This window comes from Microcoleus sp. N3A4, assembly GCF_036701805.1.
In the GTDB taxonomy this organism is placed as follows: Bacteria; Cyanobacteriota; Cyanobacteriia; order Cyanobacteriales; family Microcoleaceae; genus Microcoleus.
On record NZ_JAUBRJ010000003.1, the window covers coordinates 101,969 to 127,138 of the forward strand.

Here is a 25,170-nt window from a genome sequence, read left to right on the forward strand (position 1 = left end):
TTCAAACCTTACCCATCCTCGCTTCCACCATCATCCGCACCACATCGGGCATCTTATACTTCGCCTCCCATCCCAACTTTTGCTTCGCCTTACCCGGATTTCCCCTCCCAACTGCAATCTCCGTCGGTCTGTAGAGACTCGCATCGGTTACTAAATGTTCCTGCCAATCCAAACCCGCAGAAACAAAAGCTGTCTGCACAAACTCCTCCAAAGGATAACTTACACCTGTTGCAATTACATAATCGTCCGGTTCTTCCTGCTGCAACATCAAATACATCGCCTCCACATATTCCGGCGCCCAACCCCAGTCTCGCTGCACTGAAATATTTCCCAAATGCAGTTTTTCGGAACTACCCGCAGCAATTCGGCACACAACAGATACAATTTTTTGGGTGACGAACCTCTCCGGCCGCAGCGGGGACTCGTGATTGAACAGAATACCAGAACACGCAAACAAATTGTACGCTTCCCGATAATTCGCTACTTCCCAAAATGCCGTTGCTTTCGCTACCGCGTAAGGACTTCTGGGGCGAAAAGGCGTATTTTCATCCGCTGGATTCCCTCCGGTATCCCCAAAACATTCGCTGGAACTGGCATTGTAAAGTTTAATTTTTCCGCCTGTAAACCGAATTGCTTCTAACAGATTCAATGTTCCTGTGGCAATGCTTTCGAGGGTTTCTACGGGTTGTTCAAAAGACAAGCCGACAGAACTTTGGCCTGCTAGATTGTACACTTCGTCGGGCTGAATTTTCGCTAGTACCTGCAAGACGCTGCGAAAATCGTTGAGAGACATGGATTCTAGTTTTACTCTGTCTCGGATGCCCAAACGACCCAGGTTTCCGAAACTAGACATTTGAGCGTCCCTAGAGGTGCCACAAACTTCATAACCTCGATCGAGCAGCAGTTTAGCTAAATAAGCTCCATCTTGACCTGATATACCGCTAATTAACGCTTTTTTCATATCACATTTTGCTTTCAAAGCTATACCGTAGCTCTTGCTATTTTTCCAGGTTTTTAACTTTTTTAGTCGGAATTTTTATTATTTTAATATTTTGGATTTTCCGAGGACTTGCCAGAGCAAGTTTCAGTGCTTACTACAAACAACAAGTTTATCATCGAGCAGACCCGAAAACCCGATCGAAGTATTCTTGCAAAAAGTTCGATAGCTGGGAGGATCAGCATACAGACATCGGGTAGGGACACGGCACTGCCGTGTCCCACAGATATCGGGTAGGGACACGGCACTGCCGTGTCCCTACGATATTTCATCTTCTACTCGCCAACTATCAACTGCCAAAAGTCTCTACGGCTCGAAAACAGAAATAACCAGTCAGCTAGAAATCGACTCAAAAGTACAAAATATCAGCATTTTACCTTCTGCCGAATGACTAATGCCTTCTGCCTTCGAGTATTAGGCTTCCCACCTTTGGGCGACCAATTCAGCCAAGTCTACCACCCGCTGACTGTAGCCCCACTCATTGTCATACCAAGCCAACAGCTTCACCATGTCGCCATCCATGACTAGCGTCAAGCTGGAATCCAGGATCGAAGAAGCATCGTTTCCGCGATAATCGCAAGAAACCAGAGGCAAATCGTTGTACTCCAAAATCCCCTTCATGGGGCCTTCGGCTGCTTCTTTGAACACTTGATTTACTTGCTCGGCAAAAGTCTTTTTCTCTACCTGAGCCACAAAATCAACTACCGACACATTAGGAGTCGGCACGCGCATAGCGATGCCATTTAACTTACCCTTCAATTCTGGAATCACCAAAGCCACAGCTTGGGCCGCTCCGGTAGAAGTCGGCACAATATTCATCGCAGCAGCCCGCGCGCGCCGCAAATCCCGGTGGCTGGCATCCAGCAAGCGCTGGTCGCCAGTATAGCTGTGGGTAGTGGTCATCATGCCTTTGACGATGCCAAAATTTTCGTGCAGCACTTTCAGTACAGGAGCCAGACAGTTAGTAGTACAGCTAGCATTGCTGATGACAGTGTAGTCACTGTGCTTGTAGTTGTGGTGGTTGACTCCCATCACATAGGTGCCGACTTCAGGCCCCTTGCCGGGAGCGGTAATTAGCACTTTTTTAGCGCCGGCAGTGATATGCTTCGATGCACCAGCCTGGTCAACGAAGACGCCGGTCGCTTCAATAATCAGATCAATACCCCAATCTTTCCAAGGCAGGTTGAGCGGATTACGATCGCTCACGCATTTAACTGTCTTCCCATTTAGAGTAATGGAATTTTCATCTGTACTGATGTCCACATCCTTCAACGTTCCCATCATGGAATCGTATCTCAGCAAGTGAGCATTAGTTTTCGGATCGGAAGTGTCATTAATAGCTACCAGCTCTAGCTGGCTGTTTTCTCGGCCCAACCAGCAGCGCGCAAAACTGCGCCCGATACGTCCAAAACCATTGATCGCGACTCTAATCACCTTGTACCTCCTAATGATGGCAGCCCCTAGCTCAGGCTGAAATTTTGGAAAAATTTAAGAATTGACTTATGAGAGAAGATCATATCGCAAAGGTCGATCCTTTCTAACTTTTTGTGTTTATCAAAAAAAGCTTGAACTTTTTTAGAAGGCAGAAATCGCAAGCCAGAAGGCATTGGGCTTTCCGCCGCTAGTTACTGGTAAAGCTGGTGGGCGGCAATATAAGTTCGGACAACTTCCGGGACTAAGTAGCGGAGGTTGCGACTTTCGGCGCAGCAGCGGCGGATGTGGCTCGACGAAATCTCGATCGCAGGCATGGACAGCACCTCCCAGCGAATTTCCACGTCCAAAAGAGCCATTTGTTCGGCAACTCGCCGGCCAACAGCATTTGCCTGAACCTGCATCCTGTCTCCCCCGGAATCAATGGGTTTTCCACTCGCACAATCACCCCACTCGGACGATCCCCCAATCTCCTCGCTTTCTCCTGTCTCTCGATCTCCCTGACTCCGACGCGGGGCCACCAACCAGTCGCACAACCCGGCAATTTCGCCGCACCGGTGCCATTTTGGGAGAGTAAGGAGTGCGTCGCTACCAATAATCCAGTACCACATATCGCCTGGATACAATTTTTGCAAATACAGCAGGGTGTCAATCGCAAAAGAACTGCCGGAGGGATTTGCCTCCGGCGGCGAAAGTAGGAAGTCTGGGCGATCGGCGATCGCGAGAGCGAGCATTTCCCGCCGGCGATCGAAACTTGCCAAATCCGGGCGCCACTTGTGAGGAGGAGAGCGATCGGGTACCCAAATGACTCGATCGAGACTAAATTGACTCGCAGCCGTCTCGGCCGCCAACACGTGACCCCAGTGCACCGGGTCAAAAGTCCCCCCCAAAATCGCTATTTTCCCCATATTTCCCAAACATCACGATTAATACAGACATCGCGCAAATTTTCTGTTTGTACGCTTTTACCCATAAGCTCGTTAATTACAAAACCCTCGCTTCACATCGGGGACAAACCCCTGGACGACCAAAGTTTTGACGGTTGTCCTGGAGGCTGAAACCGGGTTTTTTAATCATCTTACTTCGTTCAAACCTTCAATAAGAGTTAAAAAACCCGGTTCTGAGGGTCGGAGTGCGTCCGGGACTGATGATTCACCTTGCCAATATTAATCCCAACTTGTTTTGAGTGCGCGAGCCACCGCCTGACCATTCGTTTGTTGCCAAGTCAAAAAGTTTTGACGGTAGATATACTTAGCGCGGTAAAAATTTTAAGGGATGCCCAGAGCGTGCATCGGCTGCTCGATCGAACCAATGATTGGGTTCGCTCAATCACTTTTCGACTATTTCGACTAACTGCATAACTTGTATATATACAAGTAAGTAAAAATCTATACTAGAGTTGCGATCGTGTCAATCTCTGACTTTCAAGAAAAAATGACCGTAAAAGTAGATAAATGACCAGAAAATGAGCGAAATTTTGTTGTTCGTGGTAGTGTTTGTAAATCCTTATGGGTTTTACCCTCAATCTTGGTAAAAAGGTTGTGGGGCTTTTGCTGCCGTATCCCAGCACAGCAGGCGGATAGAAATAGAATGCAGGAGTATGCAACCACCCAAAATTCGTCTGTTGGCCCAGACCCCAGACCCCATTTTCTCTGACCTGCTATTTTCGAGCTGTGACTGTTCCGGAAAACTACTCGGTACTAAGTCATATAGGATACAAGACAAACATCTCTACAAGTCCCGCATTTCTAGGGACGCGCAGAGAATTTTGTACAGAATCTCTAGCGAACTGTATCCTGAAAAAACAATTCTTGATATGATATCGCGTGTTATTGGCGTGGTGTGGTGTGTGAGGAGTGAAGATGCCGAGTTCTGTTGATTTCAGCGGTAAACCATTTCATTTCATCGGCATTGGTGGGATTGGGATGTCAGCCCTTGCCTACATTCTAGCTAAACGCAAGTTGCCCGTGTACGGCTCCGACATTAAATCGAGTCACATAACCGAGCGCTTGCAAGGAATGGGAGCTCACATTTTTTGGAGTCAAGACGCCAGAAATTTTGAATTATTTCAAACGGCCCTCAACGGTAGCAGTCCCGATCGGGGGCCGCTTGGGGCCGTATCCTCGGCAGTCGCTGGCACGGTAGGGACTTCCGTCGCGACAGCCGAAGCTCCCAAATTCAACGGCAACGGTTCCAACGCCCAAGCAATTCCGGGATTGCCTCAAGTAGTATGTTCGACGGCAATTCACCCGGAAAATGCCGAATATCGAGCTGCTTTAGATTTGGGCTGTCCGATTTTTCATCGCTCGGATGTGTTGGCAGCGTTAATTCAAGATTACCAAAGCATAGCGGTAGCGGGGACTCACGGCAAAACTACTACTAGCAGCTTAATCGGCTTCATGCTGATGGCTGCGGGTCTAGACCCGACGATCGTGGTAGGAGGCGAGGTAAATGCTTGGGAAGGCAATGCTCGTTTAGGGAAAGGCCCCTACTTAGTTGCCGAGGCTGATGAATCCGACGGTTCTCTCGTCAAGCTGGTAGCCAAAATTGGCATAGTGACAAATGTGGAACTGGATCATCCAGACCATTACGATACCCTCGACCAGGTAATAGACACATTTAAGGTGTTTGCCCAAAACTGTCAAACCTTGGTGGGCTGCATTGACGACCAAATCGTCAAAGACTGCCTTCAGCCTAATGTCAGCTACAGCTTGCAGGGGGACAGCGGTGCTGACTACACGGCTTCGGGCGTGGAGTACGGGGCAGAAAGCACTAAGGCTGGCATTTGGGAGCGAGGAGCTTTCCTGGGGGAACTGGAGTTGAAGTTGCTAGGCAAACACAATCTCAGCAATGCACTAGCTGCAGTAGCAGTGGGTCGATTGGTGGGGTTAGAGTTTTCGGCGATTGCGAAAGCGATTGCTGGCTTTGAAGGAGCTCGCCGCCGTTTTGAGGTGCGGGGTTTTCACAATGACATCTTGTTTGTGGACGACTACGCCCACCATCCTAGCGAAATTCGCGTTACCTTGGCGGCGGCTCGCTTGCGTATCGAAGGTAGCGAAAAAAATCCCAAATCTCGACGAAGAGTGGTTGCAATTTTTCAACCCCACCGTTACAGCCGGACTCTGACTTTTTTGCCAGAATTTGCTCAATCTTTTGGGGATGCTGATTTGGTTGTGGCTTGCGATATTTATAGTGCTGGGGAACCGAATTTAGGAGAGATTAGCGGGCAGCAGGTTGCTGATTTGATTGCTAAAGAAGGTCGAGAGGTTGAGTTTCGGCCTTCCCTGGACTCGGTAAGTAAGTTTTTAACCGAAAATCTGCAACCGGGGGATTTGGCTCTGTTTTTGGGTGCTGGCAATCTGAATCAGATTATTCCAGAGGTTATGGCTTTTTATCAAGAAGCCGATCGCCCGGATTAGCTCGATCGCCCAGAAGAGTCGATCGACAGCCAGGGCGGTGCAGGTTGTACCGACACTGCTGTCTGGCGGATCGCTCAAAGGGGCGGCATAAGTTAGGTAAATGAATTTTCAACCACGTCTTCGAGCGCAGGTATTTTTAAGGATTTTCAAGATGGTGACTATCTCGAATGACTCCTCTGTTAAGGACAATCGGCGAGTGTATTCTCCTATTTCTTTGCGGGGAACTGATTGCAAGATTAACTCCCAAGTTTCGCTGGCGGGCCTGACTTCCTTCCGAGTCGGTGGCCCTGCCGAGTGGTACATTGCTCCCCGCAGTATGGAGGCTTTGCAAGCGAGTTTTGCCTGGGCGCACGATGAAGGGGTGCCGGTGACTCTGCTGGGTGCGGGTTCTAATTTGTTGGTGAGCGATCGGGGTTTGTCCGGTTTGGTCGTCGGCACTCGCTACCTGAAACAGGTGAATTTTAATCCAGAAACAGGTCAAGTTACAGCCGGGGCGGGGGAGTCAATTCCCCGCCTCGCTTGGTTGGCGGCTAAACGGGGCTGGAAAGGTCTAGAATGGGCAGTCGGCATACCGGGCACCGTGGGAGGGGCTGTGGTGATGAATGCAGGCGCTCACAGGGGCTGTACTGCTGATATTCTGGTCAACGCTCGCGTCCTATCTCCTGGCGGCAAGGTGGAAATTTTGACTCCCCAAGAGTTGGAGTACCGCTACCGGACTTCGGTGCTGCAAGGGGGCGATCGCCTGGTGACTGAAGCGACTTTTCAGCTAAAGCCGGGATTCGACCGATCGCAAGTAATGGCAGAAACTAATGACCATTTCAGCCAGCGGCGGACAACTCAACCTTACCACTTACCGAGCTGTGGCTCAGTCTTCCGCAACCCCGGCCCGAAGACGGCAGGTTGGTTCATCGAACAAGCGGGACTCAAGGGATACCAGATCGGCGGGGCGCAAGTAGCTCAGCGCCATGCTAATTTTATTCTTAACTGCGGGTCGGCAACGGCCAATGATATTTTTCAAGTGATCCGCCACGTTCAACAGCAAGTCGAGCAGCGGTGGTCGCTGTTGTTGGAGCCAGAAGTTAGAATACTGGGAGAGTTTCCCTTCTAGGGCATTATTAAAGTAATAAGGAAACGGCAGACTGCCAGCCCACAAACCATCACAAAGTAGCTATGACAAAATCAGGACAAGGATTTGGCTTCGGCCTGGGCAAAATGAAAGAGCTGACTGAAGCTTTCAAAAAAGCTCAGCAGGTTCAAGAAGGAGCTAAAAAGCTCCAAGAAGAGTTGGATGTAATGGAAATTGAGGGAACTGCCGGCGGTGGCTTGGTCAAGGTTTTTCTCAGCGGCAACCAAGAACCCCGCCGCGTGGAAATCTCGCCGGATGCTCTCGGTGAAGGTGCTGATGTGGTTTCTGAACTCGTCACGGTGGCGATGCAGGATGCTTACGCTAAGTCTACGATGACGATGCGGGAGAAAATGGAAGAACTCACCGGCGGACTGAATCTCCCCGGTTTCGGTTAGTCATCAGTCATCAGTCATCAGTCAATTGTTGACTGTTGACTGTTGACTGTTGACTGATTAAACTTTCTGGAAAACCGCAGTCAATTGTTGACTGTTGACTGATTAAACTTTCTGGAAAACCGCTATAGTAAGGTGCGTCGCTGCTCCATGTTCGATGGAACTTGCATATTGACTCTGAAAGCGACGCACCTACAAATTAGCACTGTTGATTGTTGATTAACTAATAACTAATAACTAACAACTAACAACTAACAACTAATAACTACTAACTAATAACTACTAACTAATAACTAATAACTACTAACTACTAACTACTAACTACTAACTACTAACTAATGACTAAATTATTGTTTGTCTGCCTCGGAAACATCTGCCGATCGCCCTCAGCAGAAAATATTATGAATCACTTAATAGAAAAAGCAGGTTTGAGCGATCGCATCACCTGCGATTCTGCCGGAACAGGCGGCTATCACATTGGCAGCCCCCCTGACAGGCGGATGGCATTGGCGGCGAGGAAGCGAGAAATTGAATTGTTAGGCGAAGCCCGCCAATTTCAAAGGCAAGATTTTGAGAATTTTGATTTGATTCTGGCGATGGATCGGGAGAATTATCGGAATATTCTTGCCCTCGATAATTTGGGAAAATATAAAGATAAAGTGCGGTTGATGTGCGATTTTTGCCAAACATACGACCTTAAAGAAGTGCCCGACCCTTACTACGGCGGCCCGGAGGGTTTCGATCGAGTAATTGATTTGCTGCTGGACGCTTCCGAGGGTTTGTTGGAGTATGTTATAAATCAGGAAAAATTAACAATTACCAATTAACAGTTACCAATTACCAATTACCGACTAAATGGTGTTCCATCGCAAAGCGAACAAGTTCTGCTCTGTTGTTACTTTCGGTTTTTCTGAACAAGCTGCTGACGTGCTTTTCGACAGTTCGAGGGCTGAGATGGAGCCGATCGCCTATTTGAATATTAGAAAGACCTTCTGTCAGCAAATCTAGCACTTCTCGCTCTCGCTGCGTCAAAGTCGGAGCATTTTGGCTTGGAGATGCGCGTGAAGCGGAGCTATCCCGTAGGGAATCGTCGGTTTCTGACTTTTGAGTGAAAAAATGCGCTTCAGGCTTGCCATTGGCTCTGCTGCGGGCCTCTGTTGGCGTCGGTTCGGGTTCCGGGGAACGAGACGGTGCCTGAGCGATTAGAGCGTAGCGATCGAGCAAAGAGCGAATAACCGCCCCCAATTCCTGGAGTTCAAAAGGCTTAGCCAGATAATTGTCGCACCCCATCTGATAGCCGCGAATCCGTTCCTGCGTGCTCGTGCGTTCCGTCAAAAAAATCACCGGCAGCAAGCGGAAAGCGGGACGAGCCCGAACTCGCCGCACAAATTCGTAGCCATCCATCTCGGGCATTGTAATGTCAGTAACAATCAAGTGGGGCTGAAATTCCTCTACCAAGCCTAAAGCTTCTTTGCCGTTCTCAGCAGGGATTACAGAGTATCCGGTAATTTCCAGATAATCGGTAATCGACAAGCGAGTCGCGAAATCGTCGTCAGCAACCAGAATCGTCAAGGGCATGGGAGGAATTAAAAATTAAACATTAAAAGTGACTAATTTCACTTTTAATGTTTAATTCTACTGTTTAATTCTCTTGATAACTTGCAGTTAAAGTAGCAGGCTGTGCTAATTTGCCCTCCAAAGCTACGCCGCGCCCGTTGGCTGCCAAATGCCGCAGAGTTTTGTAAATTGTCTCGATTTGCTCTGGCCTTCCTGCTTTTTTGGCTATTTCTGCTAAGGACAGAGGTGTTTGAGCGTCTTCGAGCACTTGCAGTACCCGTTGCTGCAAGTCCAACACAGCAGCGGCCGCTTTTTTGCCTGCTTCGACGCCCGGTTGGTGATAGGCATTGACATTCACCAAGGAACCGTAAAAACCTACGGCTCTTTCGTAGAGGGCGATTAATGCTCCTACTGTCCGAGGGTTGACTTGGGGAATTGTGACAGTAATTGAATCTCGGTGATTTTCGTACAAAGCTTGTCGAGTTCCCTGCAACAAACCAGACAAATAATCTCCCGAAGTGACGCCGGTTTCTACTTCTGGGGAAATGCCTTGTCTGTCTTGCAAAACTTCGATAAATGTTAGGAAGAAATTCGGCACGCCGTCTCGCAGTTGCTGGACGTAAGCGTGTTGGTCGGTGGTGCCTTTGTTGCCGTAAACTGCAATTCCTTGATGAACTGTGTTGCCGTCTAAATCTTGCTGTTTGCCGATCGATTCCATGACTAATTGCTGCAAGTAGCGGCTGAACAATAGCAGTGAATCTTTATACGGCAAAACTACCATATCTTTTTCGCCGCGTCCGTTGCAAGCAAAATACCAGGACATTGCTAACAGGGCGGCAGGATTGTTTTTAATTTCGGGAATTCTGGTAGCTTTGTCCATGACTTTAGCGCCGTCGAGCATCGCCTGAATGTCGATGCCTTGCAAAGCTGCTGGCAAAAGTCCGACTGCTGACAATTCGGAAGTGCGTCCTCCCACCCAATCGGCCATTGGAAAAGTGGTAATCCAGCCTTCGGATTTGGCTAATTTGTCTAGTTTGCTGTCTGCTCCGGTGATGGCAATTGCTTGTTTGGCAAAATCCAGTTTTTCGGCGGCGAAGGCTTTTTGAACTTCGATCATGCCGTTGCGGGGTTCGGGGGTGCCGCCGGATTTGGAGATAGTAATTACTAGGGTGCTGGCGAGTTTGTCTTTGATTTTGTTGAGGATGCGATCGATCCCAGCCGGATCTGTGTTGTCAATAAAATGAATTGCTAGGGGCGGAATGTCTGGGGATAAAGCTTCGGAGACAAATTGGGGGCCGAGGGCGGAACCGCCGATGCCGATCGAAATTATGTCGGTAAATTGCGGAGCAAAGGGCGGTTTAATATCGCGGTTTTGAACTTTCTTGACAAATGCTTCGACTTGTGCTATGCCTTCGACTATTTCTTGTTTTAATTCTGGAGTGGGAGCTAAATCGGGGTTTCGCAGCCAGTAGTGGCCCACCATGCGGTGTTCGTCGGGATTGGCGATCGCACCTGCTTCTAAAGCTGCCATGTCTTTGAAAGCTTTGTCAAATTTGGGCTTCAGTGCTGCTGCGAAAGCGTCGTCGAATCCCATGCGGCTGATATCGAGGTAAAGTCCCAATCCCTCGTGATAGTAAAGCCAGTCTTGATAGCGTTGCCAGAGTGCTGCGGCGTCCATAGGAATTCTCTACAATTTTTTTAATGTTCGATCGGCGTCGTCAGGAATCCACCAATTGTAGTTTAAAACGATCTGATGTACGGCTTTTGCAGAATCCCAATAAATTTAAGCATTAGTCGTCTGAAAGCAGCCGGAACAGAAGGCAGTCAGAGCATTCGGCAGAACTAAACAAGAAAAATATGAGTTGCACAACACTCTTTGTAGGTAGATCGCCCATTAATGGCAACACCCCATAGATATATCGAAGCGGCACAGAGATTTAACTGTGGTCGGCGTTGGCGTTTGAGTCCTGGTTTCACAATATTCAAATTCGGGCGATCGGGATCTGTAAAATAGGCATTGCGGTCAGGTTAAACATACTTTTAGCTGTCACTCAATAATCGGCTAAAAAGATAGTTAACAACGGTAAACTATCTGAAGTGTAGTATAATATACAGATATTAGAATTTAAGTGCGATCGACTATGCTTGCTCTCTCTCCCGAATTACAAAAAAGATTAGCAACTCCGCTCAAAATCGGCGATTTTGAAGTTAAAAGCCGCGTCCTGCAATCGCCGTTATCCGGCGTTACCGATTTGGTATTTCGCCGCCTGGTGCGCCGCTACGCGCCGGATTCGATGATGTACACGGAAATGGTGAACGCTACGGGTTTGCACTACGTGAAGCAACTGCCGAGAATTATGGAAGTTGACCCGAACGAGCGCCCGATTAGCATTCAATTGTTTGACTGCCGGCCGGATTTCTTGGCAGAAGCGGCCCAGAAAGCAGTGGCAGAAGGAGCGGATACTGTTGATATTAATATGGGCTGTCCGGTTAACAAAATTACTAAAAACGGCGGCGGTTCTTCCCTGCTGCGAGACCCGGAAACGGCCGAGGCAATTGTGCGGGCTGTTGTGGAAGCGGTAGATGTTCCTGTCACGGTTAAAACTAGGATCGGTTGGACTGACAAAGAAATTAATATTTTGGAATTTGCGAAGCGGATGGAAGATGCGGGAGCAAAAATGATTACCGTGCACGGCCGCACTCGATCGCAAGGTTACACCGGCCCGGCAAAATGGGAGTGGATTCGCCGAGTGAAAGAAGTTTTATCGATTCCAGTTATTGCTAACGGGGATATTTTTTCAGTGGAAGCAGCGATGCGATGTCTGGAAGAAACCGGCGCCGATGGAGTGATGTGTTCGCGGGGAACTTTGGGCTATCCTTTTTTGGTGGGAGAAGTTGATTATTTCTTGAAAACTGGTGAAGAAAAGATAGCTCCGACACCAATTGAACGCCTCGAATGTGCTAAGGAACATTTGCGGGCATTGTGGGAATATAAAGGTGAAAGTGGTGTCTGCCAAGCTCGCAAGCACTTAACCTGGTATGCTAAGGGTTTCCCCGGCGCTGGGGAATTGCGGGGCGTGTTGGCTGTGGTAGAAACGGTGGAACAAGGTTGCGATTCGATCGATCGCGCGATCGAGCAATTGCCCGCAAGTTGAACAAAAACAGTCCCGGAGGTAACTGGCATAATTAGTAGGGTGCGTCAGTTGAGAAAATCAGAATTTTTCGTACTAATTTCAAGACTGACGCACCATACAGCGTCGTTAAAATGTGATAATTGCGTCCAGGACTGCAAAAAGTCGATCGCCAGCGGGAACGAAAACAAAACCCGCCTCTGCGGGCTAAGATTTAAGGCACAGTTGAAAATTTGTGTGGGGTAAATATGGACTCATTAAAAGGACGAGATTTATTAAGTTTGGCAGATTTAAGTATTGATGAATTAAATTACTTGTTGGATCTTGCCGCCAGTTTAAAGTCGGGAATGGTAAAGCTGAAACGCAATAAAGTTCTCGGCTTGTTGTTTTCCAAAGCTTCGACGCGGACGCGGGTGAGTTTTACAGTGGCAATGTACAAATTGGGAGGGCAAGTAATCGACCTCAATCCCAACGTTACTCAAGTCAGCCGCGGCGAACCTTTAGTAGATACAGCCAGGGTTTTAGACAGATATTTAGACATTTTGGCGATTCGGACTTTCGAGCAAAAAGATTTAGTAACTTTTGCTAATTATGCTAAAATTCCTGTAATTAATGCCCTGACTGATGACGAACACCCCTGTCAAGTGCTGGCGGATTTAATGACAGTAAAAGAGTGTTTTGGCAAGCTGGAAGGAGTAACCTTAGCTTATTTTGGCGACGGTAACAATATGGCAAATTCGCTGATGTTGGGCTGTGCAATGACGGGGATGAACGTAAGAATTGCTTGCCCTCAAGATTTTATGCCCAATCCTGAGATTGTGGAAAAAGCGAAGGCAATTGCTAGCGGAAACACCGAAGTTACTGTGACTGCTGATGCGGCAGCCGCTGTGAAAAACGCTCAAGTGATTTATACCGATGTTTGGGCGAGTATGGGACAGGAAGAGGAAGCGAAAAGCAGGATTCCTTTGTTTGAGCCTTTTCAAGTCAACGAACAACTGGTAGAATTGGCAGATAAGAATGCAATTGTACTGCACTGTTTGCCGGCACACCGCGATGAAGAGATTACGGATGCGGTAATTGAAGGAAGTCGATCGCGCGTTTGGGATCAGGCCGAAAATCGGATGCACGTTCAGCAAGCTTTGCTGGCGGGTATTCTCGAAAGCGATTAGGAATTAGCTAAAAATTAGTCTGTCGGGGATCGAATCGACCTGCTCGCTACTTTTTGCAGACCGCTTCCGCTATCATTTCATTTGAACCAGGATTATTTGCAACCAGCCTGTAATTATCCGTTTCAACCATGATTAATTGCAATCTCTTAAGTAAAAGAAATGAATCACATCACTACGACAGACTTACTCGAAAATCTCAAATGGCGATATGCCACCAAACAGTTCGATCCAGCCAAAACAATTGCTCCAGAAATCTGGACAGCTTTAGAAGATGCGTTAGTGTTAACACCATCTTCTTATGGGCTTCAACCTTGGAAATTTCTGATTATTACCAGCTCGGAACTTAAAGAACAGCTCAAGCCTCTCTCCTGGAATCAGTCACAGGTTACTGATTGCTCTCATTATGTCGTGTTCGCGATTAAAAAGAATCTCACTTCCGAGGATGTCGATCGCTTTGTTGCCCGCACTGCCGAGGTGCGAGGCGGGACTGTAGAGGCAATGGCAGGATATCGGAATCTAATCGTCAGTGACTTGGTTGATGGTGGCCGCAGTTTTAATATCAATCAATGGTCAACGCACCAAACTTATATTGCACTGGGCAACTTTATGACCAGTGCTGCATTGCTTGGTGTTGACACCTGTCCAATGGAAGGAATTGAACCTGTCAATTACGATCGCCTGTTGGGTCTTTCTGCAAAAGGCTTTACTACCGTCGTAGCTTGTGCGGCTGGCTATCGCTCTGAAGCAGATAAGTATGCTTCACTCGCAAAAGTAAGATTCCCTAAGTCAGAAATCTTAGAAACTTTATAAGCTGTTCTGCATTTAAATTGTATGTTAAAAAACAATCAAACTCTTGTGGGGAGTCAGGGTAAGAGCATCTCAATCAGGCTTGACACAAGCACTCTTTGAATCTGCATCACATAGTCATCATTCATCGCCGCTCGGTTCTTTTTTTTGTCGCAAACTACGTCGGAGAGTCGTTTCTTGATTGATGGCATTAAGTGCCATTCGTCTTACAAGAGTCAAATTCTGAGGACTGTTGAACGACCGAATGCAGCATTTGTCTTCATTAAAAGTAACTTTTATTGTCCAATGAACTTGGTTTTCAATCCCTCAATGTTGACGAATTGCACGGCCATTAAGCTGAGCATCCACTGGTAAAGAACTTAGGTAAAACTGTACCTCTTGAGTGGTTTTATTCCAAAGATGACGGACTCGTTCTACAAAAACAATCGTCTGAATATCTGTCCATTGTTCTTGTTTATAAAGCCCTCCTAATGCCGCCACGGACACCGCCCAAACTTTTCTAATTTCGACGCTCCGGATGTCCCTTTTCCGTTCGAGAATCCTGACCAAGAATTTCTTGATGGTACCCGCCACGTGATTTATCCGTGGAATCAATCCAAAATCTAAAATCTAAAATCCTCAAGCCCCCGAATTTATCCGTGGGGTCAATCCAAAATCCAAAATCTAAAATCTAAAATCGAATGACTCACTTCAATTCCCTCAAACTGTTGAGCTTTCGCCATCTCAAACCAGGTTTTGACGCTTATTATAAAGAGTTGGATGATTACTTTTTAAGGTGACTACATAATCGGCTTTTTTTGACGAATCAGCCGAACAATCTCGGTTTGCGTCCCCATCGCATCAATCCTAATAATGGCTCCGGTGATGTCAATTAATTCCAATAATGCCGGGTTCGCTGTGATTTCATGATTAATGGTCTTCAACTTTGACTTGTTCCAAGACTAACCGATGTTCACTCGCCCACGCCGTCACTAAATGTAAGTTTTTTACCCCTTTTTCAGGCGTCATAATACCCTCTCAGATTTTTGCCATCAATCGGGATCGCTTCGCGGGCCAACTGACCCGATTAATTGGTTAATCCATTGAGCTAATTTTTGAAGAGAAAATTTTCGGACGCTCCGCACCATACAATCTGTTTTAAATGTTCAACAGCTTAGACTTAAAAAATTCAGGAATTCGACCGGGAATGTCTTTATTTTTATCCGTAATAAAGTGACAAGATTTAAAGGATTTAAAGCTAACGTCGCTTGTAAGTGGAAAGGAAAATATCGTGGAGTTACAGTCAAAAAAGGATGGTTTATATTAACTAATTTTAAAATATTAAAAGCTGCTATAAGCGCTTATAAACAAAGATTTGATATAGAAGAAATGTTTAGAGATTATAAAAGCGGTGGCTATAACATTGAAGAGGCCCAAGTATCAAAACCCAGGATATTGACCTTAATGTTGTTAGTAAGCATCGCTTATACAGCGACAATTATTGAAGGAAAATTAGTCATAAAAGTGGGCGCAAAAATATGTAGCTCGTCCCAAACAACCCAAACGTATTTATCGTTCGCACAGTACATTTCAAGTGGGTATGCGGGCAGAAATTTGGATAAGTTTTATGGATATTTGTCAAGAAGAAGTTAGAGAATATATTAGTTTACACCCCAATAAACGGTCAAATTATCAACGAGGTAAAAGGGCGGCAAAGCTTATTAGAACTGTCTTGCAGCCATTTTTTTCACCCTTTCAGGCCTGTTCCACAAACAATTAATTTTTTTGTGGGGAGTAGGGGTTGGGCAGGATGCCCGCCCATTAAAGGCTGATTGAGATGGTGCAACATCTCAGTTACAACCCTTTGATATATTGCTTCAGTACAGGTGGCAAAGTGTAAAGACTTTCCTGTTTTTCTATCAAGCAGCGCCGCGATAGAGATTGCAATGCGTTTAGCAAATCTGATGATAATATTTGTCCGTTTTGTAGCAATTTGGCGGCGTTGACTGGCTGGTTTTCTGCCGCCAACAATGACATGACTTGTTTTTCTAGTTCGGAAGTGCGATCGTACTGCTGCTGTAAAACATCTTTCAAATCTTCGGGTAACAATATGGTATTATCTATTAATAACTCAGTCGCACCGATTCCTAACTCTTGAATCAAAGTCGCCACGCTTTTTAACCAGAAGGGATTGCCTTGGTAGCGGTGAATGAGTGCTTCGCAGTTATCGATTTCTGCTAATCCTTTATCTCTGAGGATTTCCCGTGCGGCTGCGGTGTCTAAACCAGTGAGTTGTAAGGTACGAATGGGAGTATTTTCGCTGGTGAGTTGAGGAACTTCTTTGGGTGGTTCCCAACCGACTAGCAGAAAACAACTTTGATGGGATAATTTTTCTATTTGTTTGAATAGGGAGCGATATTCTTCGTATTGTGGTTTATACTTTCCTGCCAATTCCCTGCTACAGAAAAGGTTGTGAACGTCATCCAAGACTACTAAACAGCGATGGTTTTGTAAATACTTAATCAGCGGTAAGCGTTTCTGGTTTGTTGGGGATGAATCTTGTTTTTCTGACTGGGAAAAAAGCTGTATTAGGTTAGATTGAAATTTATCGATGGTGGGGAATTCGTCTAGTGTGTACCAAGCTGCGTATTCAAACTCGTCTTTGATTTGTTGTACGAGTTTTACTGCTAGGGATGTTTTGCCGATGCCGCTGATGCCGGTGAGGGTGATGAGGCGGCAGTTTTGTTGTAGAATCCAGGTTGTGAGGGTGTGGAGTTCGAGGGTGCGATCGAAGAAATTACCCAACTCCGGCATTTCGCTTAAATCTTGATGTAGAGTTTTGGTTTCTTTTGCGTTAGATATTTCGTCATTATCTGGATGTGACGTTGATATATCTGGCGGGTATCGAGCTTCTCCACAAAAATTAATATTCCTAATTTGCACAGAGTCTTGTGCAACATTTGATGAAAATAAGGAGACTTGCAATCTCTCTATTGCCGATCGTAAATTTGATTTACTGATATCTTCTCCCAACTCTTGTGAAAGTATTTGCCATAATTCCGATCCCACTTTCCGAACACTACTTTCGGAACAGTCAAAGTCTTTGGCTATGTGCTTGTATGTCTCGCGTTGTAGAGTTCCCCGCAGAACCGCTGCTTGTAAATCGTCCAGGTGTTGACCCGTTTTCTCGAAGATTATTTTATCCGCGATTTTTAAAGCTTCTTTTAGGTTCATGGGATAAGAGATATGTGAAATTTTTATGTATTATACACATTTACCCGCTTTTTTGAACAATTTTGTACAAAAATAGATTAATTAGAGTGAAACAAGGAAAAATTGTAGGCAAAATTGAACATTTTTGTGGTAGACAAATCTTTAATTTCCATAAATAATAGGACAATGCTAAATCAATCAAATGTGCGAGGCAAATAAATGACAGTTTATCTTGGTTCTAAACCTGTTGCTGAAATTGCAGTTAATGATTTGAAAGAGGAACAGCTACAGAAAATCAATCCAAAAGTTGTAGCTGCGATTCAAGCGATTCAAGCGGAACGGATGGGTAAAGCACCTATTGAATGGTTGGATTTCAGTAGTCACAGTACTAATTGAGTCAGCTTTTTACCGATAGGGCGGTTGCCTGGGAAGGCTTTTCCCCAACAATGATTTTGGTTCTACAGCTTTGAAGGAAAATGAATGTATGTCACTTGAGTTGCTTCTACCCCAAAGAACAGAGTTCTACGAAGTCCGACCTATAACAACTGTTGTAGTTAAAATCGTCAGTCGTTGCAATCTCAAGTGTTCCTATTGCTATATGTACGAACACCCAGATCAAACTTGGAGAGAGCAGCCAGTTTTGATGAGTCTTGAGACGATCCAGCTTCTGGCGGATCGTCTCAGTAGCTATGTTCGCGATCGTAAGTTAAAGCAGCTTATTGTGGTCTTTCATGGGGGTGAGCCTCTGCTACTCGGAGCCACTAAGCTTAGAGAGTTTTTCACTATCTTGCGAAGTAGTTTTCAGGATATAGAAGCGGATATCAAATTCGGACTTCAAACGAATGCAACGCTCGTAGACGATGACATAGTACAGGTATTTCAAGACTTCAAAGTGCGTGCTGGTGTGAGTATTGATGGGCCGCAAGAATGGAACGACCTTATGCGAGTTGATGCCAAAGGGCGTGGCAGCTTTTCGCAGATTATAGCTGGTGTAGAAAAGTTGCGTAATCCCAAGTCTGGGGAGTCTGTGTTTGGAGGTTTTCTCACAGTTGCGAATCCTGAAATAGATCCTTATAAGCTATTGACATTCTTTGAGGAACTAAACACCACTGCTATAGATTTTCTACTGCCAGACTTCAACTATGATACTTTTCCCTACGATAAGTATCCCCCAGGAACTTTTGGTCGATGGCTATCCGCTCTTTTCGATTATTGGTTAGCTTCAGAAACCAAGATGGAAGTTCGTATATTCAGAACTATCATGAAGCTTTTAATGGGTGGAAAGAGAGGCTATGATTCCTATGGGGCATTGAGTGATGGAGTTATTGTGGTTGAGACTGATGGCACTTATCACGGACTAGATGTTCTGAAAACTGCATATCATGGTGCTACCAAAACAGGTATGTCGCTCGCTTCTCATCCGATAGAAGCTTTAGAGTGTTTGCCACTCGTAACAGCACTATCTAAGAAGCAGTTTTCTGCACCGGAAAAGTGCCTTGATTGTCGCTTGTTTGATATCTGTGGTGGCGGATATCTGCCTCATCGTTATAGTTCCGAGCATGGCTTTAATCTGGAATCAATTTATTGTGAAGATTTAATAATTCTCATCGATCACATCAGAGATTATTTGTCCACTGAACTATCAGGTATCTCATAAGGACGTTGCGTTATGATCGTGTGTGCCGAGCAAGAGACTAAGATTGGAACTGTTGACTTGGAGTTGACCTGTAAGCTAGATGATACTCAACTATTCTACCACAATGCGTTGATTAAATATGTCGAGGAGTCAGCTACCCGACACATAGCCATGCTACATATTCTTAGCGATCGAGGTTATGAGCTAGCAGCGGCGCTTCTAAAACAAAGCGATGATGTGGATATATTGAGCGGTTTGTTTTTGCAATATCGGGAACTGGAAGCAAAAGCTCGATCACTTTTTCAAGCTTATGTCAGCGGTGATACTGATAGGATTCAGGAATTATTAATTAATTTTTATACTCTGTTTTCACCGCTGAGTGGGGGCTTGACTTTAGGTTTAGATCCTCTCAGAAACGTAAAAGTCACTGCCGGCTCTATTCTTTGTTTTCCTACGCTAGCTAAAGCGGGGGCTGTGACGCGAGATAGCGATCTAGGAGAAATTACAGAACAAGCAATTGAGGTGCTAATTGATGATAAATGCGATCGCATAACTTGGTGGTCAGACAGCTTTACACGATCGGGAATTCGGATTTCCACAGCAATAACTCAACCAGCAGCAGCGGGAAATGAGTTTAATTTCATTGAAAAAGATTATGTTCATGATATTTCGGCTGTAACTACCAGGCATGATGAAATCCGCCTCTGTTTGGATATGCTTCCATTCCTAGATATCGGACTTGGTGTCAGCATGAGTCGCCTGATGAAAGTTTACACTGTCTTACCTCGTTACTCTCCAACTACGCGCAAGGCAGGTTCTGTATCACACTTGCCTGGTTGGGCTTGGCAAGACTTCGATCCCGAAGCCGATCGAATGGAAGAAAGATGTCACTTGTGCGTACAAATGGTGCATGAATTTTTTCATACGAAAGTTAATCTGGTTGAAAAAAATGTGCGTCTATACACAACAGACGGAAATTCACCAGAGGTTTTCTCTCCTTGGAAAAACAGAGCTCGTCCTCTTAGACAGGTGATTCATGCTTTACTGACATTTTCAGCCGGGGCGGCTGTATGGGCTAAACTTGTATCTTCTCCTTGGTTTTCATCTGAAAAGTTGTACTCGGAAGCTGAGAGTTACTGGGTTGAAACACTGAGTTTTACTGATATAGCTTATCAAGGTTTAATAAAGTCTGAATCCTTAACTGATGCGGGTAAGGTTTTAGTTAGTTCTTGTGTTGATAATTTGCGAGTGACTATTAAATCAGGTCGCAGCAATTGGTCTTAGTTTATAGTAATATGAATCGATCGATGAGGCTGGATGTGTGAATCAACTGATGGAAGGAATAAAAATCGTTTGCAGTGATAGCGACATAAATTTGAAAGATCGCCTTTTCTTAAGTTCGGGAACAGAGCCAGCTAGTGTTTCGACAGATTGCGGTTCTACTCCTTACTGTAATAATGCTCTTGTCCCTCGATTACCGTGGCGATCGCTTACTTCAATGGAACAACAAATCCTTTTTAACACTAAGCTTGAGAAGCTAGAAAGTCTTTATGTAAGTATTCTAAATATTCCTCAAAATATTTTAGATTGTCTGAAAGAGCTAAATAAGCTAGAAGATCGTAGGTTTTTGAAGGATATTTTACAAACAGAGAGGGTAAAAAAAGGGGTCGCTCTAATTCATGAGTATATTGAAACATTTCGCATGCAAAGTGCAGAATTAAGCGAGTATAGAATTGACTGGAACGAGCCGAAACAGATGACTGTAACTGTGGACAGCGAGCGCTGTCGCGTTGGTCTCCACATCGATAATCAGCGTGGCTCATCTCTGCATCGTATCTCGATCAATCTAGGTTCTGAACCGCGCTATTTTTTGTTCATAAATTTATCAATTGACCAGTTGTATAGATTAATTTTCGAGACAGATGGTAATGCAGTTAGTATAATTTCGGGTCGTTCAAGAATTTGCATGGCATTCATGCAGCTTTTTCCAAATTATCCGGTTGTCAAATTGAGAGTTAATCCAGGCGAGGCTTATATAGCTCCTACAGAACATATTACTCATGATGGGTGTACGGAAGGAACCCATAATCTTGATGTATTCTTCACGCTGCGCTCCATATTTAGTTAATGAAGTTGGTATTATTGTCCAATAAACAAGAGTGTGAAAATCATGGAAGAAAATTTTATGCTATTGGGTGAGTTAGCAAAAAGACTATCCTATAAGCCAGGTTATAGATTTTTAATCCGTCGAATCGATAAGGAAAAAGCTTTAATTTCTCTTAGATGTCCATCCTTACCTCATTCTGAAGAAGAAGGGGAAGAGGTTGGGTTAACAATTAATAATACAGTAAAGCTGTCAGCGATATCAACACCATCAGATGCCTTACACGCTTTTGCGAACCTCGTGGCAAGTTTGGAGCTTCACGAATCGGCAGAATGGTTCAAAATCGACGATCGCCAAGTATTCCTGCCACATGGTTGGGGAGATGAGTTTGGCGGTTTTAAGTGGGAAGATTTTATGAATCTTAATGGTAAGTTTCTTACGGCTCTAAAAAACTTTATGGAGCAGCCTAGTGTATGAAGTAGAGATGCTTGCATGGATAGCGATCGCCCCAGCACGCATCAAGATCGATCGCCCTTCTGATTTTTTCCGATGAGCGAGATCCTAAAATGAAAGAGCGATCGCCCGAACACGTATCAAGAGCGATCGCCCTTTGTTGCTTCTAATAACCGATCGCCTAAAATGAAAGAGCGAGATCCCTTACTATTTTTTCAGCCAGGTGCGATCGCCCTTTCTTTTTTATGATAAACGAGAGGCTAAAATGAAAGAGCGAGAACCCTAGCTAATTCACAGCCAACAAACCAAATTAACTCTGATTTTTGCCTGAGCAAGTTATCCAAATCTTTAGGCTATTTTACTTGCATTCTCCCTTTTTCGTTGGCGCCATCTTTCCGCTGTTTTTTTAACCGCCTCTATTTCCTCAAAATCTACCTGCATCACAGCATTTTTAAACTCCAATCCCAAAGCAAAGCTAATATCAAGAAGTTCCAGATAACTAGCACCTTGATAATTTTTCTTCTCGTGTTCCTTGATTCGTTCTGGGTCAATATCCAAAATTTCTGCTAGCTCTTCCTCGCTCATTTTTGCTGCCATCCGAGCTTTAATTAAAGCATCTGACAGTTTATTGAAATTCTCAACTACAATTTCGATCGGCTTGCTTTTGTCACACTTAATCAATCTTTCATATTCTGCTATTTCTTCATGTAATTGATCTAAATGGCATTGGATCGCACTTCTACCTGCATCCCATTTGAGAAAATCCTTTGTTTTTGCTTCTTCATCCCGCTCCATTGCTGCTATAGTTTTGTTAAACCTTTCTACCCATTCTTTACTGAATTCATATTGTGATTCATTTTTAATCATGGTTCCCACCTCATTAAATCTATCGCTATAATTCCTTTCTTATTTTTGTCTCTGTCAGTTTAAAAAAAATCAAAGGAATTATCGCCGTAATTACCTACAGGTTGGTCAGAGGGAAAAATCTCCCCTCTATACTTAGCTTTTTGGGCATTTCGGTCATAATGATTAAACAATCTAGGAGCATTAACTCTCAGATTATTCATGTCTACAGTTTCGCGATCGTAACAAGCGTCAAAATCTTTAGGCTTTTCTTCGCTGGTAACAAAACTACCATTAATATAAATAGTTCTACTACCTGCTGCTTTTAACTGGATCATTGCCAGTTTCAATCCCTCTATCATGTTCTGTCTTTTGACAGTCGTACCAAATCTCTCGTTAAACTCCTCCCATTCGCAGAAATGAACTCCCGGTGGTAGATTGCCCTTTTCATCGAATTCTGGAATCACTCTCTCACACTCATTTTACATATTAACTATTTGTCTCTTAATCTTAGCATATTTATCATTATAACTCACCTGTATCTAGACGACAGACTTGCTATAGGTGTAGAGGAAGGGATTGATCGATCGCCCTTCACACCAAATACCCAACACTGCGATGATTTTACCGAGAACGATCGCCCTTACACGCATCAAGAGCGATCGCCCTTTCTTGTTTCTGATGACCGATCGCGTAAAATGAAAGAGCGATCGCCCATAAGTCAAGAACTCCTGCACACCCTATGACCATCACTGCAATTACAGTATAATGAGTAAGTATGATATAGTAAAAATTGTACAAAAATCATGACTATCGATCTACAGATTTTTCAAACTGTCGTCAAGATGCCAGAATCTCTCAAACAAGAGATATTGCATTATGCAAAATATTTACTTGAGAAACACGCCAAAACTGAATCATCTCCAGAACAACTTGAACAACCTCATGGTTATGGTAGTTGGGCCGGTCAAATCGTCATGTCTGATGATTTCGATGAACCGCTAGAAGATTTAAAGGAATATATGTAAGATGGAATGCCTTTTAGATACTCATGCCTTTCTGTGGTATTTGCTTGGCGATTCCAATCTAGGTAGTAAAGCAAAAGAAGCGATCGATACTAAAACAGGTTTGTATTTTAGTATTGCCAGCCTGTGGGAAATCTCCATTAAAATTAATGTCGGTAAGCTTCAACTGAATCGACCATTAGAAGACCTTCCGAAGGAATTGCAATACATTAACGCTCAAATTCTACCAATTACATTTGAAGACACTGAGATTTACGCAGGTCTTCCCCTGCATCACCGAGATCCTTTCGATCGCATTCTGGTAGCACAGACGATGAATCATTCGCTTGTTTTGATTAGTCGTGATGAGGCTTTTGATGCTTATCCAATTCAGCGGGTGTGGTGATAAACAAGGCATAAAGTTTATACTTGCGATCGCCCCTCACACCAAATACCAAACACTGCGATGATTGTACCGAGAGCGATCGCCCCTCGCACCAAATACCAAATCGATGTCTGCGGTACAATAAAAGTAAACCCATAATTAGTCTTTCAAAAATGAACACGATCGACCTAGAGTTACCGCAGTCCGATCCCTTCAGCAACCTCAAGGTGACGCTGCTGCTAGAATCACTCACATCCGGGGAAGTTGCGGCATCTGTCAGAGAGTTTCCCGACTGTCAAGTGAAAGCAGAAACACGAGAAGCGGCGATCGCACAAATTCAAGCTACCTTTTTAGAACGGCTCAAAAATATAGAAGCGATTTCATGGAACGTGCCGATTAAAGCTTCAGAACCAACCTGGATGAAATTTGCAGGTGTGTTTAAAGACGATGCCGATTTTGTGGCAATTATGGAATCTATTCGCGCCGAACGAACCTCAGATGATGACTCAGAAGTCGATCCTTCCTATTACCTGTAGAGGTGGCTTTTTGTGTCTCGATATATTCTGGATACGGATTGCGTTTCACTGATTCTCTACAATCATCCCCATGTCACCGCTAACGCGACAAAGTATCAGGTTGCTGTCACGATTGTCACAGTTCAAGAACTCTTCAATGGCTGGGTTGGCAAGATTAACGATCCGTCCCTGCTGCATAATCTACCTGCACTCTATTCAAAACTTTGGACAACTGTAAAATATCTCCAAACTATTAAGGTACTGGACTTTACACCGGAAGCTGATACTTGTCTCAAGAAACTGTTAAAAGATAACCCGCCCCTGCGGAAAAATCGCCTGCAAAAAGATATGCGGATTGCAGCCATTGCTTTGTCTGTCGGTGCTACCGTTGTCACCCGCAATCAACGAGAATTTTGTCAAGTTCCGGGACTTTCGATCGAAGATTGGACGCTTGATTCCTAACTCCTAACTAATGACTGCTGACTAACTAATGCAAAAACTTGCGAACTTGATATTCGCGACTTTCGGCGATCGCAATTTGCAAATCGCCCATTTGGTTATCCAACTCATCTATTGTGCTTTGCGGAACCGATTTCCACTGCTTCCTAGTTTCCCAGCGAATCAAAATCACCACCTCATTTTCTACCGCATCCACCCAAATTTCTTTGCCCAAATAACCTGGGAAATTTCTTAGTCCGGCCGTCCAAACTTCTTCATCTCGCCGAATAAACGCCTCCCACTTTTCGGGAGGTACTTTAAATCTCAACCACTCAATTATCATATTATTTTCCCCTTGTAACTCAGTCGATTTTTGATTGTAAAATTGACTCTGCAGCAGCGCTCTGGGCGCTGAAACAGGAGTTACGAAAAAAAATGTTTTACGCGCTACTTATAGCGGTAAGGTGAGCTTCTGCAGTGCACCCTACATAATTAGGTTCTGCATAAGTCTTGTTAAACTAATATCTAAAATTTTCGCTCTGGGCGACTTTTGGCGGGAGATTGTCTCCAT

The 25,170-nt window shown here is 44.8% G+C and carries 27 protein-coding genes and 1 pseudogene; 18 read left to right on the top strand and 10 right to left on the bottom strand.

Annotation, left to right across the window (positions count from 1 at the left end):
- Window position 1: 1 nt before the first annotated feature.
- The 3 genes from QUA56_RS02810 to nadD all read right to left on the bottom strand — a co-directional run bounded on the left by QUA56_RS02810 (window position 2) and on the right by nadD (window position 3,336).
- Window positions 2-961: a GDP-mannose 4,6-dehydratase gene (locus QUA56_RS02810; protein WP_333352918.1), complete on the bottom strand. Its 960-nt coding sequence runs from the start codon at window positions 959-961 to the stop codon at window positions 2-4.
- Window positions 962-1,411: 450 nt separating this feature from the next.
- Window positions 1,412-2,431: a type I glyceraldehyde-3-phosphate dehydrogenase gene (locus tag QUA56_RS02815; RefSeq protein WP_333352920.1), complete on the bottom strand. Its 1,020-nt coding sequence runs from the start codon at window positions 2,429-2,431 to the stop codon at window positions 1,412-1,414.
- Between the two features lie 191 nt (window positions 2,432-2,622).
- A complete protein-coding gene (nadD, locus tag QUA56_RS02820) occupies window positions 2,623-3,336 on the bottom strand; it encodes a nicotinate (nicotinamide) nucleotide adenylyltransferase (RefSeq protein WP_333352923.1) in 714 nt (237 codons plus the stop codon).
- Between the two features lie 954 nt (window positions 3,337-4,290).
- Between nadD and murC the strand changes: the two genes are divergently transcribed.
- The 4 genes from murC to QUA56_RS02840 all read left to right on the top strand — a co-directional run bounded on the left by murC (window position 4,291) and on the right by QUA56_RS02840 (window position 8,192).
- On the top strand, window positions 4,291-5,847 hold the full coding sequence (gene murC, locus QUA56_RS02825) for a UDP-N-acetylmuramate--L-alanine ligase (protein WP_333352927.1): 1,557 nt from the start codon (window positions 4,291-4,293) through the stop codon (window positions 5,845-5,847).
- A 151-nt stretch (window positions 5,848-5,998) separates the two neighbouring features.
- Complete coding sequence (murB, locus tag QUA56_RS02830; RefSeq protein ID WP_333352931.1) at window positions 5,999-6,955, top strand: UDP-N-acetylmuramate dehydrogenase; 957 nt, start codon at window positions 5,999-6,001, stop codon at window positions 6,953-6,955.
- A gap of 62 nt (window positions 6,956-7,017) precedes the next feature.
- Window positions 7,018-7,368, top strand: a complete 351-nt coding sequence (locus QUA56_RS02835) for a YbaB/EbfC family nucleoid-associated protein (RefSeq protein ID WP_006634273.1) — start codon at window positions 7,018-7,020, stop codon at window positions 7,366-7,368.
- A 335-nt stretch (window positions 7,369-7,703) separates the two neighbouring features.
- Window positions 7,704-8,192, top strand: coding sequence for a low molecular weight protein-tyrosine-phosphatase (locus QUA56_RS02840; protein WP_333352934.1), 489 nt, complete (start codon window positions 7,704-7,706; stop codon window positions 8,190-8,192).
- 10 nt (window positions 8,193-8,202) lie between these two features.
- Here QUA56_RS02840 and QUA56_RS02845 read toward each other — a convergent pair whose 3' ends face one another.
- The gene (locus tag QUA56_RS02845; protein ID WP_333352937.1) at window positions 8,203-8,943 is read right to left on the bottom strand and encodes a response regulator transcription factor; all 741 of its coding nucleotides are present in this window, start codon (window positions 8,941-8,943) and stop codon (window positions 8,203-8,205) included.
- 64 nt (window positions 8,944-9,007) lie between these two features.
- Complete coding sequence (locus QUA56_RS02850) at window positions 9,008-10,600, bottom strand: glucose-6-phosphate isomerase (RefSeq protein WP_333352940.1); 1,593 nt, start codon at window positions 10,598-10,600, stop codon at window positions 9,008-9,010.
- 463 nt (window positions 10,601-11,063) lie between these two features.
- Here QUA56_RS02850 and dusB point away from each other — a divergent pair, with 463 nt between their 5' ends.
- The 3 genes from dusB (at window position 11,064) to QUA56_RS02865 (ending at window position 14,032) form a co-directional block, all read left to right on the top strand.
- The gene (gene dusB / locus QUA56_RS02855) at window positions 11,064-12,077 is read left to right on the top strand and encodes a tRNA dihydrouridine synthase DusB (RefSeq protein ID WP_333352943.1); all 1,014 of its coding nucleotides are present in this window, start codon (window positions 11,064-11,066) and stop codon (window positions 12,075-12,077) included.
- Window positions 12,078-12,301: 224 nt separating this feature from the next.
- Entirely contained in the window at window positions 12,302-13,222 is a 921-nt protein-coding gene (gene argF, locus QUA56_RS02860; protein WP_333352945.1) for an ornithine carbamoyltransferase, read from the top strand.
- Between the two features lie 159 nt (window positions 13,223-13,381).
- Window positions 13,382-14,032, top strand: coding sequence for an NAD(P)H-dependent oxidoreductase (locus QUA56_RS02865; protein ID WP_333352948.1), 651 nt, complete (start codon window positions 13,382-13,384; stop codon window positions 14,030-14,032).
- A gap of 53 nt (window positions 14,033-14,085) precedes the next feature.
- Here the strand turns inward: QUA56_RS02865 and QUA56_RS36720 are convergent.
- Window positions 14,086-15,132 (bottom strand): annotated as a pseudogene (locus tag QUA56_RS36720) (ISAs1 family transposase); the annotation flags it as partial.
- A 109-nt stretch (window positions 15,133-15,241) separates the two neighbouring features.
- On the opposite strand from QUA56_RS36720, the gene QUA56_RS02880 reads away from it, so the two are divergent.
- Complete coding sequence (locus QUA56_RS02880; protein ID WP_333352951.1) at window positions 15,242-15,661, top strand: hypothetical protein; 420 nt, start codon at window positions 15,242-15,244, stop codon at window positions 15,659-15,661.
- Window positions 15,662-15,862: 201 nt separating this feature from the next.
- On the opposite strand, the gene QUA56_RS02885 is transcribed toward QUA56_RS02880, so the two are convergent.
- A complete protein-coding gene (locus tag QUA56_RS02885; protein ID WP_333352954.1) occupies window positions 15,863-17,242 on the bottom strand; it encodes an NB-ARC domain-containing protein in 1,380 nt (459 codons plus the stop codon).
- Between the two features lie 198 nt (window positions 17,243-17,440).
- On the opposite strand from QUA56_RS02885, the gene QUA56_RS02890 reads away from it, so the two are divergent.
- The 5 genes from QUA56_RS02890 (at window position 17,441) to QUA56_RS02910 (ending at window position 21,438) form a co-directional block, all read left to right on the top strand.
- Window positions 17,441-17,617 (top strand): hypothetical protein, encoded by a 177-nt coding sequence (locus QUA56_RS02890; protein WP_333352956.1) that lies wholly within the window; start codon window positions 17,441-17,443, stop codon window positions 17,615-17,617.
- An 88-nt stretch (window positions 17,618-17,705) separates the two neighbouring features.
- Window positions 17,706-18,878, top strand: coding sequence for a radical SAM protein (locus tag QUA56_RS02895; RefSeq protein ID WP_333352959.1), 1,173 nt, complete (start codon window positions 17,706-17,708; stop codon window positions 18,876-18,878).
- Between the two features lie 150 nt (window positions 18,879-19,028).
- Entirely contained in the window at window positions 19,029-20,141 is a 1,113-nt protein-coding gene (locus QUA56_RS02900) for an aKG-HExxH-type peptide beta-hydroxylase (RefSeq protein ID WP_333352962.1), read from the top strand.
- 37 nt (window positions 20,142-20,178) lie between these two features.
- Window positions 20,179-20,985, top strand: a complete 807-nt coding sequence (locus QUA56_RS02905; protein WP_333352964.1) for a hypothetical protein — start codon at window positions 20,179-20,181, stop codon at window positions 20,983-20,985.
- Window positions 20,986-21,027: 42 nt separating this feature from the next.
- On the top strand, window positions 21,028-21,438 hold the full coding sequence (locus QUA56_RS02910; RefSeq protein WP_333352967.1) for a hypothetical protein: 411 nt from the start codon (window positions 21,028-21,030) through the stop codon (window positions 21,436-21,438).
- A gap of 324 nt (window positions 21,439-21,762) precedes the next feature.
- Here the strand turns inward: QUA56_RS02910 and QUA56_RS02915 are convergent, their stop codons facing one another.
- Both QUA56_RS02915 and QUA56_RS02920 read right to left on the bottom strand, forming a co-directional pair.
- Complete coding sequence (locus tag QUA56_RS02915; RefSeq protein ID WP_333352970.1) at window positions 21,763-22,281, bottom strand: DNA-binding protein; 519 nt, start codon at window positions 22,279-22,281, stop codon at window positions 21,763-21,765.
- Window positions 22,282-22,340: 59 nt separating this feature from the next.
- Window positions 22,341-22,724 (bottom strand): DUF6932 family protein, encoded by a 384-nt coding sequence (locus tag QUA56_RS02920; protein WP_333352972.1) that lies wholly within the window; start codon window positions 22,722-22,724, stop codon window positions 22,341-22,343.
- A 30-nt stretch (window positions 22,725-22,754) separates the two neighbouring features.
- Between QUA56_RS02920 and QUA56_RS02925 the strand changes: the two genes are divergently transcribed.
- The 5 genes from QUA56_RS02925 to QUA56_RS02945 all read left to right on the top strand — a co-directional run bounded on the left by QUA56_RS02925 (window position 22,755) and on the right by QUA56_RS02945 (window position 24,623).
- Window positions 22,755-23,003, top strand: coding sequence for a hypothetical protein (locus tag QUA56_RS02925; protein ID WP_333352975.1), 249 nt, complete (start codon window positions 22,755-22,757; stop codon window positions 23,001-23,003).
- A gap of 60 nt (window positions 23,004-23,063) precedes the next feature.
- Window positions 23,064-23,285: a type II toxin-antitoxin system VapB family antitoxin gene (vapB, locus tag QUA56_RS02930; protein ID WP_106150059.1), complete on the top strand. Its 222-nt coding sequence runs from the start codon at window positions 23,064-23,066 to the stop codon at window positions 23,283-23,285.
- 1 nt (window position 23,286) lies between these two features.
- Window positions 23,287-23,667, top strand: coding sequence for a type II toxin-antitoxin system VapC family toxin (locus QUA56_RS02935; RefSeq protein WP_333352978.1), 381 nt, complete (start codon window positions 23,287-23,289; stop codon window positions 23,665-23,667).
- Window positions 23,668-23,819: 152 nt separating this feature from the next.
- Window positions 23,820-24,182 (top strand): hypothetical protein, encoded by a 363-nt coding sequence (locus QUA56_RS02940; protein ID WP_333352981.1) that lies wholly within the window; start codon window positions 23,820-23,822, stop codon window positions 24,180-24,182.
- Between the two features lie 12 nt (window positions 24,183-24,194).
- Entirely contained in the window at window positions 24,195-24,623 is a 429-nt protein-coding gene (locus tag QUA56_RS02945) for a type II toxin-antitoxin system VapC family toxin (RefSeq protein ID WP_333352984.1), read from the top strand.
- A gap of 25 nt (window positions 24,624-24,648) precedes the next feature.
- Here the strand turns inward: QUA56_RS02945 and QUA56_RS02950 are convergent, their stop codons facing one another.
- Window positions 24,649-24,942, bottom strand: coding sequence for a TIGR03792 family protein (locus tag QUA56_RS02950; protein ID WP_333352987.1), 294 nt, complete (start codon window positions 24,940-24,942; stop codon window positions 24,649-24,651).
- Window positions 24,943-25,170 lie beyond the last annotated feature (228 nt).

Coding starts and splice junctions, on each gene's coding strand:
- QUA56_RS02810 (WP_333352918.1), bottom strand. CDS start 961: ATGAAAAAAGCGTTAATTAGCGGTATATCAGGTCAAGATGGAGCTTAT.
- nadD (WP_333352923.1), bottom strand. CDS start 3,336: ATGGGGAAAATAGCGATTTTGGGGGGGACTTTTGACCCGGTGCACTGG.
- murC (WP_333352927.1), top strand. CDS start 4,291: ATGCCGAGTTCTGTTGATTTCAGCGGTAAACCATTTCATTTCATCGGC.
- murB (WP_333352931.1), top strand. CDS start 5,999: ATGGTGACTATCTCGAATGACTCCTCTGTTAAGGACAATCGGCGAGTG.
- QUA56_RS02835 (WP_006634273.1), top strand. CDS start 7,018: ATGACAAAATCAGGACAAGGATTTGGCTTCGGCCTGGGCAAAATGAAA.
- QUA56_RS02840 (WP_333352934.1), top strand. CDS start 7,704: ATGACTAAATTATTGTTTGTCTGCCTCGGAAACATCTGCCGATCGCCC.
- QUA56_RS02845 (WP_333352937.1), bottom strand. CDS start 8,943: ATGCCCTTGACGATTCTGGTTGCTGACGACGATTTCGCGACTCGCTTG.
- QUA56_RS02850 (WP_333352940.1), bottom strand. CDS start 10,600: ATGGACGCCGCAGCACTCTGGCAACGCTATCAAGACTGGCTTTACTAT.
- dusB (WP_333352943.1), top strand. CDS start 11,064: ATGCTTGCTCTCTCTCCCGAATTACAAAAAAGATTAGCAACTCCGCTC.
- argF (WP_333352945.1), top strand. CDS start 12,302: ATGGACTCATTAAAAGGACGAGATTTATTAAGTTTGGCAGATTTAAGT.
- QUA56_RS02865 (WP_333352948.1), top strand. CDS start 13,382: ATGAATCACATCACTACGACAGACTTACTCGAAAATCTCAAATGGCGA.
- QUA56_RS02885 (WP_333352954.1), bottom strand. CDS start 17,242: ATGAACCTAAAAGAAGCTTTAAAAATCGCGGATAAAATAATCTTCGAG.
- QUA56_RS02890 (WP_333352956.1), top strand. CDS start 17,441: ATGACAGTTTATCTTGGTTCTAAACCTGTTGCTGAAATTGCAGTTAAT.
- QUA56_RS02895 (WP_333352959.1), top strand. CDS start 17,706: ATGTCACTTGAGTTGCTTCTACCCCAAAGAACAGAGTTCTACGAAGTC.
- QUA56_RS02900 (WP_333352962.1), top strand. CDS start 19,029: ATGCTACATATTCTTAGCGATCGAGGTTATGAGCTAGCAGCGGCGCTT.
- QUA56_RS02910 (WP_333352967.1), top strand. CDS start 21,028: ATGGAAGAAAATTTTATGCTATTGGGTGAGTTAGCAAAAAGACTATCC.
- QUA56_RS02915 (WP_333352970.1), bottom strand. CDS start 22,281: ATGATTAAAAATGAATCACAATATGAATTCAGTAAAGAATGGGTAGAA.
- vapB (WP_106150059.1), top strand. CDS start 23,064: ATGACTATCGATCTACAGATTTTTCAAACTGTCGTCAAGATGCCAGAA.
- QUA56_RS02935 (WP_333352978.1), top strand. CDS start 23,287: ATGGAATGCCTTTTAGATACTCATGCCTTTCTGTGGTATTTGCTTGGC.
- QUA56_RS02940 (WP_333352981.1), top strand. CDS start 23,820: ATGAACACGATCGACCTAGAGTTACCGCAGTCCGATCCCTTCAGCAAC.
- QUA56_RS02950 (WP_333352987.1), bottom strand. CDS start 24,942: ATGATAATTGAGTGGTTGAGATTTAAAGTACCTCCCGAAAAGTGGGAG.